Annotated in this window: 12 protein-coding genes; 6 read left to right on the forward strand and 6 right to left on the reverse strand. The window is 67.9% G+C overall.

Going from position 1 to position 14,000, the window contains the following annotated elements; translation table 11 throughout:
* Positions 1-3: 3 nt before the first annotated feature.
* From AC13CR_RS13095 to AC13CR_RS13115, 5 genes are read left to right on the forward strand one after another with little or no spacing between them, the layout of a single operon-like run.
* Positions 4-1,803: a sensor histidine kinase gene (locus AC13CR_RS13095; protein ID WP_446235680.1), complete on the forward strand. Its 1,800-nt coding sequence runs from the start codon at positions 4-6 to the stop codon at positions 1,801-1,803.
* A 52-nt stretch (positions 1,804-1,855) separates the two neighbouring features.
* The gene (locus AC13CR_RS13100; RefSeq protein WP_292951495.1) at positions 1,856-2,539 is read left to right on the forward strand and encodes a paraquat-inducible protein A; all 684 of its coding nucleotides are present in this window, start codon (positions 1,856-1,858) and stop codon (positions 2,537-2,539) included.
* On the forward strand, positions 2,536-3,204 hold the full coding sequence (locus AC13CR_RS13105) for a paraquat-inducible protein A (protein ID WP_292951498.1): 669 nt from the start codon (positions 2,536-2,538) through the stop codon (positions 3,202-3,204). The genes AC13CR_RS13100 and AC13CR_RS13105 overlap by 4 nt, the downstream gene beginning before the upstream one ends.
* Before the next feature lie 21 nt (positions 3,205-3,225).
* Positions 3,226-5,574, forward strand: a complete 2,349-nt coding sequence (locus AC13CR_RS13110) for a PqiB family protein (RefSeq protein WP_482900850.1) — start codon at positions 3,226-3,228, stop codon at positions 5,572-5,574.
* Positions 5,575-5,578: 4 nt separating this feature from the next.
* On the forward strand, positions 5,579-6,226 hold the full coding sequence (locus AC13CR_RS13115; RefSeq protein WP_292951504.1) for a PqiC family protein: 648 nt from the start codon (positions 5,579-5,581) through the stop codon (positions 6,224-6,226).
* A gap of 139 nt (positions 6,227-6,365) precedes the next feature.
* On the opposite strand, the gene AC13CR_RS13120 is transcribed toward AC13CR_RS13115, so the two are convergent.
* From AC13CR_RS13120 to AC13CR_RS13135, 4 genes are all read right to left on the reverse strand, one after another.
* Positions 6,366-6,848: a hypothetical protein gene (locus tag AC13CR_RS13120; RefSeq protein WP_482900851.1), complete on the reverse strand. Its 483-nt coding sequence runs from the start codon at positions 6,846-6,848 to the stop codon at positions 6,366-6,368.
* Positions 6,849-7,006: 158 nt separating this feature from the next.
* Positions 7,007-8,752, reverse strand: a complete 1,746-nt coding sequence (locus AC13CR_RS13125; RefSeq protein ID WP_292978105.1) for a S8/S53 family peptidase — start codon at positions 8,750-8,752, stop codon at positions 7,007-7,009.
* Entirely contained in the window at positions 8,749-8,997 is a 249-nt protein-coding gene (locus AC13CR_RS13130) for a hypothetical protein (protein ID WP_292951513.1), read from the reverse strand. Before AC13CR_RS13130 ends, AC13CR_RS13125 begins: the two co-directional genes overlap by 4 nt.
* Positions 8,988-10,118, reverse strand: a complete 1,131-nt coding sequence (locus AC13CR_RS13135) for a phosphatase PAP2 family protein (RefSeq protein ID WP_292951515.1) — start codon at positions 10,116-10,118, stop codon at positions 8,988-8,990. The genes AC13CR_RS13130 and AC13CR_RS13135 overlap by 10 nt, the downstream gene beginning before the upstream one ends.
* 109 nt (positions 10,119-10,227) lie before the next feature.
* Between AC13CR_RS13135 and AC13CR_RS13140 the strand changes: the two genes are divergently transcribed.
* Positions 10,228-11,793 (forward strand): AfsR/SARP family transcriptional regulator, encoded by a 1,566-nt coding sequence (locus AC13CR_RS13140; RefSeq protein ID WP_292951518.1) that lies wholly within the window; start codon positions 10,228-10,230, stop codon positions 11,791-11,793.
* On the opposite strand, the gene AC13CR_RS13145 is transcribed toward AC13CR_RS13140, so the two are convergent.
* A complete protein-coding gene (locus tag AC13CR_RS13145; protein WP_414692124.1) occupies positions 11,790-12,509 on the reverse strand; it encodes an inositol monophosphatase family protein in 720 nt (239 codons plus the stop codon). The two genes, AC13CR_RS13140 and AC13CR_RS13145, sit on opposite strands and share 4 nt — an antisense overlap.
* Positions 12,510-12,561: 52 nt before the next feature.
* On the reverse strand, positions 12,562-13,917 hold the full coding sequence (locus AC13CR_RS13150; RefSeq protein WP_292951524.1) for a TldD/PmbA family protein: 1,356 nt from the start codon (positions 13,915-13,917) through the stop codon (positions 12,562-12,564).
* Between the last annotated feature and the right edge of the window lie 83 nt (positions 13,918-14,000).

A 14,000-nucleotide genomic window follows, 5' to 3' on the forward strand; every position in this document is an offset into this window, starting at 1 on the left:
GCGATGCTGAGACGGCTTCGCGACAGGCTGGAATTCACCCGCGGGCTGGGCTTCCGGCTTGGCACCCTTCTGTCGGTGGCGATCCTGCCGCTGGGGCTGATTTCGCTGATCCAGAACCTCAACCTGGCGCGCGAAGCCGAACGCAGCGCCGAGATCGCGCTGATGGGCCGCACCGCATCGGCCGCCGCGGGCGAAAGGGCGCTGCTGCAAAGCGCGCTCGGTTCGGCCGACGCGCTTGGTCCCGCCGTGCTGGAGGCGCTGGACCGGCCACAGGTCTGCGCCGACCTGATGCGCAATTTCATCGAACGCAGCGCCACCTATGTCTATGCCGGCTTCACCCGGCTGGACGGGCGCAGCGATTGCAATTCCGGCGCGAATGGGGGCGTTGCCGCCGACATGCGCCAATCGCCCGCCTTCAAGGCCTTTCTCGCCCAGCCCGGCACGATGGTTACATCCGTCGAACGGGGCATCGTCAGCGGCCGGTCGGTGGTTCTGGTGATGCAGCCATTGTATCGCGACCGGGAATTGCTGGGCTATGTCGGCCTGTCGCTGACCCATGAATTGCTGCAATCCACGCACGCGATGGCTTTTGCGACCGACGGCGCCCGGATCGTGACCTTCAACCAGCGCGGCGAAATCCTGACATCGGATCTGTCCCAGGACGGATCGGCCCGCGACATCATCCCGCGCGACACCGACCTGATCGGGCTGCTGTCGCGCAGCGAGACCAGTTTCCGCGCGATTTCGGGCAGCGGTCAGGAACGGGTCTTTACCGTGGTTCCCGTCGTGCCCGGACTGGTCTATGCCCTGGGCAGCTGGAGCCCGAAGATCGCGGGGCTGGGCCTGTTTCAGCTGTCGCGTTTCGGCGCCGTGACGATTCCCATCGCCTTGTGGCTGGCCTCGCTGGGCGTGGCCTATTTCGCCGTTTTCCGTCTGGTGCTGCGCCATATCACCGTGCTGCGTGGCCAGATGCGCCGCTTTGCCATCGGCAACCGGTCCGAGCCGCCGCCGGTCCTGTCGGATGCGCCCACCGAAATCGCCGATGTCAGCCAGACCTTTCACAACATGGCCCGGATCCTGATCCGAGACGAGGAAACCATGGAGGAGGCGGTCGCCGAAAAGACCGTTCTGCTGAAAGAGGTTCATCACCGCGTCAAGAACAATCTCCAGCTCATCGCCTCGATCATCAACATGCAAAGCCGGATGATCGAAAACAGCCAGGCGCGCGGCGTGCTGCGGTCGGTGCAGGACCGGGTTGCCGCCCTAGCCACGATCTATCGCAACCTCTACCAGGCCGAGCATCTGGACGCGGTCGAGGCCGACCGGCTGATCGGCGATATCGTCAACCAGCTTGCCAATGCCTCGGTCGGGCCGGGCAGCGATCTGAATATCAGCACCGAGATCGCGCCGCTGACGCTGCTGCCCGATCAGGCCGTGCCGCTGACGCTGCTTGCGACCGAGGCTTTCACCAACGCGCTGAAATATGCCGGGACGCCGGCCGGCGGTTCCGCGCCCTGGGTTTCGATCCGGCTGTCGGAAACCGAGTCGGGCCGCGCCCTGCTGGTGATCGAGAACTCGGTCGGCGATGCCTCGCGCGACAGCGATGGCGACGGCACCGGTCTCGGCGGTCAGCTGATCGAGGCGTTCTCGACCCAGCTGGACGGCGAAGCCGAGATCCAGTCGATGGACGACCGCTATGCGCTGCGGCTGGAATTCACGATCGTCGCGCCCAGCATGATCGGCGTGTCCGATCCGCGCAATGTCGTGCTGACCTCGGCGGCGCGCGAGGGGTCGCGGCATTGACGCCGGACTGTCGCGCCTTGCGCCGCCGCGCGGCGACGCTATCTTTCATTCCATGAGCGTGATCCAGGGCCAATACGATCTGAGCACGGGCGAGGGGCTTCTGGCTTGCCCGCGCTGCGATGCGCTGCATGTCGAGGAAGAGCTTGCCGAGGGCGAAACCGCGCGCTGCATCCGCTGTGGCACGGTTCTGGCCAAGCCGCGCGGCGGCGCGTTCAGCCAGTTGATCGCGCTGTCCTTCACCTCGATGGTGTTGCTTCTGGGGGCGGTGTTCTTTCCCTTTCTCGAAATCTCGCGGATGGGATTCGGCAATGCGACCTCGCTGTTCGGCGTGGCGCTTGCCTTTGCCGACGGGGTGTTGCTGCCGCTGGTTCTGGCGGTGCTGGCCATGGTGATCGGCCTGCCGGTCCTGCGCGCCTTTCTGCTGGTCTATACGCTGGTGCCGCTGGCGCAGGGCAGCGCGCCCTATCGCCACGCCGCCACCGCCTTTCGCCTGTCCGAGACGCTGCGACCCTGGTCCATGGCCGAGATCTTCGTGATCGGCACCTCGGTTGCGCTGGTCAAGGTGGCCGGTCTTGCCACGGTCCATCTGGGCCCGGCGTTCTGGGCCTTTTGCGCGCTGATCCTGGTCAACCTCGCCTCGCGCGGCTTCATGTGCCAGACCACGATCTGGGACGCCATCGAGGATGCCGGACAGAAGACGGATGGCCGCGAGATGGTCGAGGTCCGTCAGCCATGAGCGGGGCCGAAACCGGAACCGGCCATCGCGGCCCGGTCATGACCGCCCACCGCGCCGGATTGCTGGGTTGCCATTCCTGCGGCAGGGTCTGGCCCGAAACCCGGACACGCTGCGCCCGCTGCGGCGCCGTGCTGGTGCCCCCGGACCGGCGCCGGCTGCAGCATGTCTGGGCCTGGTGGTTCGCCGGGCTGATCCTGTATATTCCCGCGAACCTGTTTCCGATGATGAGCACGCAGACCTTCGCGGGGCTTCAGGGCAACACGGAATCCACCATCATCGAAGGCGTGATGGAACTGATCCATTATGGCAATTACGACATCGCGGCGATCGTCTTCGTGGCCTCGATCGTGGTGCCGATCGCGAAATTCGTGGCCATCGCCTGGCTGGCCATGGTCGCGGGACGCCCCGCCACGACCGAACAGGCCCATACCCGGCTGAAGATCTTCGAGGTGGTCGAATTCATCGGCCGCTGGTCGATGATCGATGTCTTCGTGGTCGCGATCCTGTCGGCGCTGGTGCAGCTTGGCTTTGTCGCCTCGATCCATCCCGGTCCTGCCGCTGCGTCTTTCGCGCTGTCTGTTGCGTTTACAATGCTTTCCGCGCAAAGTTTCGATCCAAGACTGATCTGGCGCGGATTGCCGCTGCGCAGCCGGACCGAAGACTGACGGGCAGGGAAGCAACAGGGAATGAGTGATACGCCGCCGCCGAAACCGGCCTCTCCGGTGCGCAAGACCGCGGTCCGTGCGGCGCAGGCCGGCGTGAACGTGATCTGGCTGGTGCCGATCATCGCGCTGGTGGTCACGCTGGCCATCGCCTGGAATGCCTTTGCCGAACGCGGCAGCCTGATCGAGGTCGAATTCGCCGATGCCACCGGCGTGACCCCCGGCGAGACGGTCCTGCGCTTTCGCGAGATCACCGTCGGGCAGGTGGAATCCGTCAGTTTTACCCCTGACTTGTCGAAGGTCATCGTCCAGATTCGCGTGGACAAGGACGTGGCACCCTATATCGACGCCGATGCCGCCTTCTGGATCGTGCGCCCGCAGGTCACCGCGCAGGGGGTGACGCGGCTCGACACGGTTCTGACCGGCTCGTTCATCGAGGGATACTGGGATGCGCAGGTCGCTCAGCCGCAGACCCGTTTCGTGGGCCTGGTCCGGCCGCCGCTGATCCGCGAGGACGCCAAGGGCACCTGGGTCCGGCTGACGACCGACAATGCCGACGGGCTGACCGAGGGCGCGCCGATCCTTTTCCACGGGCTCGAGGCCGGTCGCATGGAAAACCTGCGGCTGGACGAAAGCGGTCAGAAGGTGATCGTGGACGCCTTCATCGAGGCCCCGTATGACGAAAGGCTGACGACCCAGACCGTATTCTGGGACACTTCCGGCTTTTCGCTGTCGCTGGGAACCAGCGGACTGGCCTTCAACGTCAATTCGCTGTCCTCGCTGTTGCAGGGCGGGGTTGCCTTCGACACTCTGGTCAGTGGAGGCCAGCCGATCGGGCGCGACCAGGTCTATGCGATCCAGGCCGATGAGGACGCGGCGCGCAATGCCGTGTTCACCGGCGAGGACGACAACCTGCTGCGGCTGAGCATCCTCGTGGGCGATTCCGTGCGCGGGCTGCAGACCGGCGCCGAGGTCCAGTACGAAGGTCTCCGCGTCGGCCAGGTCACCGATCTGGCCATCGATGTCAGCAAGGATCCCTCGGGCACGACCGCCGTGCGCCAGCGCGTCAATATCGCCATCTCGCCGGCGCGGATGGGCCTGCCCGACGGCACCACGGCCGACCAGACGCTGGCCTTCCTGCAGGACGCCGTGGCCAAGGGGCTGCGCGCGCGGCTGGCCGCTTCGGGCTTTCTCGGCGCGACGTTGATGGTCGAACTGGTCGAGATCCCGGGCGCGGCCCCCGCGCAGATCGACACCGCGGCGCAACCGAATCCGATCATGCCCTCGGTCGAGGGCGATCTTGAGGATTTCACCGCCAGCGCGCAGGGATTCATGACCCGCATCGGCAACCTGCCGATCGAGGAAGTGCTGCAATCGGCGACCGACATGATGAACGCGGTGACCGCGCTGGCCGCGTCGCAGGACACCCGCGCGATCCCGGAAAGCGTTCGCGCCGCGATGCAGGATGCGCAGCAGACCCTGGGCGATATCCGCCAGATGGTGCTGGATTTCCGCCAGACCGGCGCGGCCGAGAATGCGGGCACCGCGCTGGCCGATGCGCGCGAGGTGGCCGACAAGCTGAATCAGGCGGTCGAGCGGCTGCCCCAGATCATGGATTCGGTTCAGAATGCAGCGACCTCGGTCCGCGACGTGGACTTTGCCTCGATCGGGGCGCAGCTTGACGCCGCCCTGCAGGAAATCCGCGACGTGATCGGCACGCCCCAGGCTGCCGCGCTGCCGGCCAGGATCGCGAGCCTGATCGATACGCTGAACCGCACCGCCGGCCAGATCGACCGGATCGCGGGGGACGTGCGGCAATCGGGCGCCGCCGCCAATCTGGGCAAGCTGGTCGACGAGGCCGCCGCCGCCGCCGAGGCGGTCCGGCTGGCCGCCGCCGACGTGCCGGCCATGGTCGATCAGATCGACGCGACCGCCGCCGCGGTCGAGAAGTTCGGCTTTGCCGAGGTCAGCAATCAGGCCGAGGGGATCCTGGCCGATCTGCGTGCCATGCTGGGCAGCGATGATGCCGCGCAATTGCCGCGCAATCTGTCGAAGGTTCTGGCTTCGGCCTCGGGGTTGCTGGACGATCTGCGCGACGGCAACGCGGTGGGCAGTCTGAACGACACCCTGCGATCGGCCAGCGTCGCCGCCGACGAGGTGGCCCGGTCGGTCCAGCAATTGCCGCAACTGATCCAGCGTCTGCAGGCGACCGCCGGGCGGGCCGACGCGGTGCTGGGCGCCTATGGCGATCGGTCCACCTTCAACAACGAAACGATCGGATTGCTGCGCGAATTGCGCCGGGCCAGCGAAGCCGTGGGATCGCTGGCGCGCCTGATCGAACGCAACCCCCGCGCCTTCATTCTGGGACGATGAGATGATGACGATGCCTTTCGCCTCGCGCAGGACCGCCCCGCTGATCGCGGCCCTTGGCCTTCTGGCGCTGGCGGCCTGTTCCAACCCGGAAAAGACCGCCCGCTATCTGATCGACCCGCCCGCCACCGGCGACATGGTCGCGAACCGGTTGGGCACGGCCGAACTGAAGGACGTGTCGCTGCCCGAATATGCCTCGGGGCAGGAGGTTTCCTGGCAGACGCCCGATGGCGCGGTGCGTTCCACGCCGGACGATCTGTGGGCCGACAGCCCGCAACGGGCCTTTACCCTCAGCCTGGCGCGCGCGATTTCGGACGTCTCGGGCGCGACGGTGATCGGCGAGCCATGGCCCCTGGCCCAGCCGCCACAGCGCGTGCTGGAGGTGCGGGTCGAAAAGGCGCTGGCGCAGGCGAATAACATCTATCGGCTGTCGGGACGCTATTTCGTCTCGGACGAGGGCAGCGGCGGGTCCAACCAGGCCCGCAGCTTCGACATTTCGGTTCCGATGGCGGGCGAACAGCCCGCCGCCGTGGCTGCCGCCGTCTCGCAGGCCATCGCGCTGCTGGCCCGCCAGATCGCGACCTTGTCAGGGCCGGGCCGCAGCATCGCCACCCGGACCCAAGCCGATCCCTTTGCCGTGAACCCGCTGTTCTAGGCCGCCGACGATCCGTGCGGCATCAGTCATCCCGCCCTCGTCCCGGTCGCCGTGACGCCGAAGGCGAAAAGGGCGGACGGTCCGAAGACCGTCCGCCCAGGGCCGCCCGCAAGCGGGACGTCGAGCAGGGAGGAACTCGTTACAAGGAACTGCTCAGCGGGCGGACCCCGTCCGGACTGCCTTCGGGACGGGATTGCGGGTCTGCGCCGTGATCGGACGCTTCGGTGGGATCATAGCCCATGACGCGACAGATGACGGGCAGGACAAGGTGATCGAAACAGGCGCGGTCGGGATTGAAGGCGCCCGGCCGGCCCAAGCCGCCGCATTCCTCGCAATCATGCAGCCTGCCCCAGCAGTTCGGGCAGGCGCCAAGCGCGCAGGCCAGCATCTCGGCGTGATCGATCAGCAATTGGTTCTCGCGTTCCAGGCGGCGGAACGCGGCCCAGGTCGGGCGGTCGGGACCGGGTAGAGGAGCCTCGGTCCCGGACCGCCCCAGATACGCCGCATTCAGGGTTTCCAGCGCGCGGCGGACCGGCTCATTCTCTGCACCCCCCGGTCCGGCGCCCAGAAGCTGAAGCGCGGCGATCACGTGATTGAAATTCGACACAGGCTGACTGGTCATATCGGTCACTTCCTCTTCTCTGACGCGGGTCTTGCCAAGGTCTTTTCCGCGTCGTCCTGAGGCGGTTATCGGGCTGCGCCGTGAAAACAGCGTGAATCCCGCCGCGTGAAACCGCCACGAACGCGGCAGGACAGCAGTCGAGAAGGGCCTTTTTTACCCTAGAAGGGCAAAAACCGGTCGATTCCGTCCAGAACCGGCGTCGGGTTCGGCTGGGCGGCGTGAAGTTGGGCCAGGGTGCGAATCGCGCCCCGGTCGGCGGGCGCGTCGCCCGCGGCAAGGCGTGCCGCCAGCCAGCGGGCGAATTGCGGCGCGGCCAGCGACGTTCCCGCCTGGATCGAGAATCCGCCGCTGGCGCGCCCGCGCACGATCATTCCGCTCAGGCCATGCGAGCGATCGACCGGCAGCAGGCAATCCCCGCCCTGGCCATCGCCCAGCGTCGAACAATAGGATGTCAGCGACAGTCCCGCCGCCTCGACCGCGCCGGCGCGGATTGGCCGCGCGCCGCCGGCATAGGTGTTGAAGGCACCGTCCCGCACCACACGCGCGCCGCTGGCGGGCGGATCGGACAGGATCGGCCGTCCGGCCTCGTCCTCGGCGCGGTAGGCAGGATCATGGAGCCAGCTTTGCCGGGCCTCGCGGGGGAAGCCTCGGATCACTTCGTCACGCTGGACCGAGGTCTCGTAAACCCCGTCCAACGATCCCGGTGCGATCCCGACGCGCCATTCGCCGGGCATCGCCCAGGGCTCTCCGGGGAATTGCGGACAGGTCGGATTGACGATCACCGTCGCCCCCTCGCGCCAGCGACCGTTCTCCAGCAGGCGCGGCGTGTAGTAGGCGCGGCCCAGCTCGGCCCCGTCCGCGCCGGTCAGCAGCGAATATTGCCAGGGCGCAGTGAAGGCAGTGGTCGTCGGGGCAAGGCCCGGCGGTGTCACGGTGATCTGGAACCTGCCATCGGGCGGGCCGTCATGAACCGGGCCCCAGATCTCGATCGGGGTGATGGTGCGATCGTCCGGCTGGATGCGCCAGCCGATGTCCTCGCCCGGCTTCAGCCGCGCGAACAGCCGAGACTGCCGGTTGTTGCCCGTGGGCAAAACGAAATGGACCGGACCCAGATCGGCAGCGGCGACCGCCGACACCGCATCCATGAAGCGTTCCAGCAGGCTGGATCCGTCGCGCGCCCCTGCGGTCAGTCCGAAACTGAGATTGATGACGACGGGCAGCCGGACCGATCCGGCGGACAGGCCGCGCCGCGCCTCGACAAGGCGGCAAAGACGTCGGGCGCGGGTGATGATGAACAGGATCGAGGCGAGGATCGAGACCGGGGCCAGCGTGCCCATCGAATCCTCGGTGATCCTGGGGGGAAGATTGACGGCGATCAGGGGATGGTCGCGCCCGGCCGGATCCTGGGGCGCGAAACCGGCGGCCAGCAGCGCGACCGCGGCGCCGTGCGGATCGGAATAGGCTGTCGAAGGCGTGCTGTCGCGCCGGAAGTCCAGAACGCCGCTGGCGCGATAGATCGCGTCCTCGCCCGGAAGTGCACCAGCCGCCACCTGTTGCAGCAACTGCCCGATCGCCGGCCCCCGCAATTCGATCCCCGAGGGCAGATCCAGCCCCGGACCGCCCGCGAAGGCCGCGTCCTGCGCCCAGAAGGCCGCCACCCGGCTGACGCCGCCCGGCAGGGTCAGCCGCTCATGCGCGAAGGGGATGGCATCGTCGATCACCGCCAGGATGCAGCCGCGATCGGGGTCGGGGAGGGCCGCGTCCTCCAGGTAGGCCAACGCCGGATCGTCCAGGTCGCTGTCGTCCAGTTCCTGCGGGTCGGGATTCATCGCATCATCGGGCAGCACGCCGGCAGGATCGTTCACGAAATCCTCGAAGGCCGACATGATGGCCAGCGCGATCATTCGCCAAAGCTCCGGCGGATCAGATCCTCCAGCGCCTCTGCCATCTGGCCGGGCAGCTTGGCCCCGTCCTCGGGCTGGTGATCCGGCGGCGGCGCGGTCTGGCCGCGGCGGGCGCGAAGCTGCTGCCAATAATGCATGTAGGGCGACAGGCCGGGGCGATAGCGAGTGTAGGCGGCAACGGGTGCGGTCCATTCCGGCTGCGCCTTCCCGCAATTCGGATCGTTCGGTTCCTGTTTCAGCTCCACCGCTGCCCCCATTCCGCGACCGCGCGCTTGCACAGCGATCCCCACAGCGGAGCGGGCCTGACGCGCGCGGCGTCCGTTGAAAAGCTGGTCGAAGGATCGGCACCCGCGACCATCTGGTTCAGGATCGCATAGTGGAAATCGCGCGGCTGGCCGGAATCGTGGAACAGCGTGCCGTCAAAATCGCCCCGACCTACCTCGCCGGCGCTGCCGAAGGCGGATTTGCGTGCCCGTGCCGCCAGATACCGGCCCAGCTGAATGCCCAGAACCGCCCCCGCTGCGCTGTCGGCGGGAAAATGCACGCCGGCGACGGTGCGGTTGATCGAAATCCGGCAGGCAAGTCGGTAAAGTTGGCTGTCGGACGCCACGCCGGCATCCGGATCCTGCAACAGCGCCAGAATCGTGGCCAGCGTGAAGGCCTGCGTGGCATGGCCGCTGGGCAGCGAGGCATGCGACGGGCAGGCGATCATCGGCTGGATGCGGTCGCTGAACTGCGGCGGGCGCGGGCAGCCCAGGTTCAGCTTGACGCGCATGACGACGAACGTCGCCATGTCCTGCGCCAGATCCAGCATTTCCAGCGTGGCGGGCGCGCGGCTGGCCTCGATCGGCAGGATCGCGGCGAAGAAGGGGACCAGATGCTGGGTCTGGACCTGGATTTCGGCGGCGCGGTCGCTGCGCAGTTCGGCATAGCTGCCGATCAATGTCGCAGCCTGGCGGAAATCGTCCAGGCCGGGCCGGGTGATCGCGGCCAGTTCGGTATAGCTGGCCTTCAGCGGATTCGTGCCGGTCTTGCGGCGCAGGACGGTGATGGTCCGGGCGGTGTTTTCGGCAGGGTCGTAGCCGGTCGCGGAAAAGCTGATGTCCTCCAGCAATTCGCCCGCCATGACCGCCTCGCGGTCGATGTCGTCCAGCCGTTCAAGCCGCGCGGTGATGTCCAGGCCCGACGTCTGGCCGGCGACGGGCTGGATCTGTTCGGTGCCCGCGATGGCCTCGCGGGTGCGGATCAACGCGGCCGCCATGAGGGTCGACCCCGGCCCGATCCCGCCGCCCTGGGCATTCTGTGCGTTCTGGGCATTTTGCGCGTTTTGCGCATTCTGAGCGTTTTGCGCGTTTAAAACTGCCATCGGAGAACCACCTTCCCGCCTGCTCCGACCACCACGACCGGTTTGCCGTGTCAAAATTTATCGTTTAAGGATAACACATTTTCTTGATCACAGCGACGGACAATCTCCGGTGAGCGACCTGATCCTGCGTCTGGCCGGGCCCGTCGATCTGACGGGACCTGGCGGCGAACGTCTGACGCCGCGCGGCATGAAGGCGCGCGGTGCGCTGGCTGTACTGGGATCCTCGGTCAAGATGCAGGTGGCTCGGCCGCGGCTGCAGGATCTGCTGTTCAGCGAACGAGAGCCGGAACAGGGCGCCGCCAGCATCCGGCAATTGCTGCGCGAGATCCGGATCGCCCTTGGACCCTGGCGGCACGCCCTGCTGACCGGGCCGGGCTGGGTCGGGCTGGACACCGATCTTGTGCGGCTGGACGTGACCGGCCGCCCCGGTGCCGATGGGCAGCGGCCGGAATTCGCGTCCGACCTGGATATTCCCGACCCCGAATTCGAGGATTGGCTGCGTGACGCCCGCAGCCACTACGAGGATCAGGCCGACCAGGTCCTGGCCAGCGTGGTGGAACCGGACGGCGCCCCGGCGCTGATCCTGCAATCGCCGATGGCGGCCGATCCGCAGGCGGCGGTGACGGCGGCGATGATCCTGCAAGAAGCGGCGGCACGGGTCAGCGACATGCTGCCCCTGCAGGTGGTGCAGGGCGATCCGGGCATCGGCCGGATCTCGGTCGGGATCGAGCTGGGGGCGATGGCCAACAAGGCGGGGGGCAGCATCGTCATCCTGTTCGCGGCCCGGCTGCGCAGCGACGGGCGGATGCTGTGGTCGCGCCGTTTCACCATCCCGGCCGACGATACGCTGGCGCATCTGCGTCAGGTCGCGAGCAGCGTCACCGTCGCCATCCTGCACGGGGTCGAGGCCCTGCGCGAGACCGTGCCCGATCCGCGTCTGCGCCGGATGCCGCTGCAGGACGTGTTCAGCTATTCCGCGCCGCGGCTGAGACGCGCGGATGAACAGCTTGCCCAGATCGACCCCAATGGCGACAAGGCGGTGATCCTGTCGCTGCGCTCCTATATTCGCCACACGATGCTGCTGGAACGTCTGTCGAAGAACCCCGAGGATGACGCGGAACTGGCCGCCGACATGGCCGCGCGGGCGCGCGAATTGTCGCCCGGCAATCCCTCGGCGCTTGGCGTGAACGCAATGGTCGCCGCCTATCAGGGTCAGCGCGAGACCGCCTTTGACATGGCGCGCCACGCCATGGCCATCGACGACGAAAATCCGATCGCGCGTCTGGCCTATTCCAGCGCGCTGACCAGCATGGGCCACCACCGCGAGGCCGAGGCCGAGGCCAGCGCCGCCCATAACAGCGCGCTGTCCGAACTGGGCCCCGCCGCCTGGATCCTGCGTCGGGCCATCGCCACCATGCGGGTGGGCGATCTGCCCGCGGCCGAGCGATACTTTTCGACCACTCACGGATACGCGCCCGAAAATCGCCCCGCATTGCGTTTTCTCAGCGCCATCCGCTATGAGTTGAACGACCACGAGGGCGCGCGCCGGGCATTGCAGCAATTGAAGAAACTGGAGCCTGATTTCTCGTTGGAGCTGATGGGATCGGATGGCTATCCGGTCGATTCGCTGCGCCGCGCGGGGCTGCTGAAAGTGACGAAATCCGGGCTGATCTAGCCGCGCCTCAGCGCCGTCAGCATCTGGTCGTGCAGACGCGGGCCGGCGACGATCAGCCCGTCCACCATCGCGCGCGGCCCGTTGAACCGCATCCGCGCGCCCTGCCGGTCGCTGACCGCGGCGCCGGCGCGTTCCGCGATCAGGCTGCCCGCCGCGATGTCCCATTCCCAGGCCGCCCGCAGCGACAGCGCCGCGTCGAAACGCCCCTCGGCGGCAAGGCACAGCCGCCACGCCAGCGAGGGGCGGAATTCGCGCCGAAAGCCCGGCACGCGGCCGTCGCGCCAGAACCCCGGCTCGGCGGCGGCGCGATAGGTCAGCACGCGCGCGCCCGCGATCCCGGCATCGCTGGGTGCAATGGGCCGGCCGTTCAGCAGCGCCGGGCCGTTAGCGAAGGCGGTATAGGTCAGATCCATCGCCGGAAGATGCACGATGGCGGCGGTGATCCGGTCGCCATGCGCGACGGCCAGCGAATGCGCGAAACCCTCCTGCCCGGCGATGAAGGCGCGGGTGCCGTCGATCGGGTCGATGATGAAGCAATGGCTGGCATCCAGCCGCGAGGGATCGGCCTCGCTTTCCTCGGACAGCCAGCCGTAATCGGGCCGGGCGCGTCGCAGGATCGTCTCCAGCGTCTCGTTCACGGCCAGATCGGCCTCGGTCACGGGGCCGGCGCCGTCGGGTTTTTCCCAGGATTGCGGCTGTTGACGCCAGTATCGCATCGCGATCGGCCCCGCTTGCCGCGCGGCATCCGCCAGCAGCGCCAGATCGGCCTCAGGCCCCGGCAACGGTCATTCCCTCGACGCGCAGACTGGGCACCTCGGCCCCGCGCCAGGGCAGCGCGTCGTTGGCCGCCTCGATGCGCATCAGCATGTCACGCAGATTGCCGGCGATGGTGCATTCGTTGACCGGATAGGCGATCTGGCCGTTCTCGACCCAGAAACCCGCGGCGCCGCGCGAATAATCGCCCGTCGTGCCATTGATCGAGGCCCCCAGCATCGAGGTCACGACCAGCCCCCGCCCCATCTCGGCGATCATCTGGTCCCGGGTCTTCGCGCCCGGTGTCAGGATCACGTTCGCCGTCGTGGGCGAGGGCGCCGAGGCCAGCCCGCGCGCCGCCGATCCGGTGCTGTCCAGCCCCAGCTTGCGCCCCGTCGCCAGATCCAGCGTCCAGCCTTGCAGCACGCCATCGGCGACGATCCTGCGCCGGCGCGTCGCCAGCCCCTCGACATCGAAGGGCCGCGACGAGGGATAGCGCGGGCGCAGCGGATCCTCGGTCAGGTCGAAGCCCGCCGGCAGGACCGGCTGATCCAGCGCGCGCAGCAGCCAGCTGGCCCCCCGCGCGATGGCGCTGCCATTGACCGCGCCCAGCAGATGCCCGATCAGCGAGGCCGAGACGCGGCGGTCATAGAGGATCGGAAACGCCCCGGTGGGCGGCTTGCGCGACCCGGCGCGGGCCAGCGTGCGTTCGGCCGCCAGTCGCCCGATCTCTTCCGGCTCGGGCAGGTCGGCGGTGAAGGCGCGGGATTCGGCGGCGTAATCGCGTTCCATGCCCAGCCCCTCGCCGGTGATCGCCACCGCCGAAATCACGTGGCCGGTCCGTCCGTAGCCGCCGGAAAACCCGTTCGAGGCCGCCAGCCAAAGCTGACGCCGCATGAAGGATGCATTGGCGGATTCGACCTGTGCGATGCCCGGCAAGGCCAGCGCCGCCGCCTCGGCCCGCAGCGCCAGATCCTGAAGGTGGTCGGGGGCGGGATCGGCGCTGTCATCGGACAATTCCAGCCCCGAGGCGTCGCGCCGATCGGTCAGTTGCCCGGGCGCGGCCAGCCCCAGATGATCATCGACCGGCGCTTCGCGAGCCATGGCGACGGCGCGGTCGGCCATCTGTGCGATCGCCGCATCCGTATGGTCCGAACCCGAGACGCAGGCCTGCCGCCCGCCGATCAGGACGCGCAGGCCGATCTCGACCCCTTCGGCGCGGTCGGCATGTTCCAGCCCGCCCGCGCGCACGTCGATGCTGACCGACTGGCCCGAAAGCGCCAGCGCATCGGCCTGATCCGCGCCTGCCGCCGTCGCGGCCTGGATCAGCCGTTGGGCCAGATCCTGCAATCGGGGGGTTGTGCTGCTCATGAAGTCCTCGTTGTTCGGCGTCCTCTTTTCCCGCGACCCGAAGCGATGCGCAAATGAAAAGGGTGATCCGCGGCCGGACTGCG

The sequence above is a fragment of the Paracoccus sp. L-17 genome (assembly GCF_056857655.1).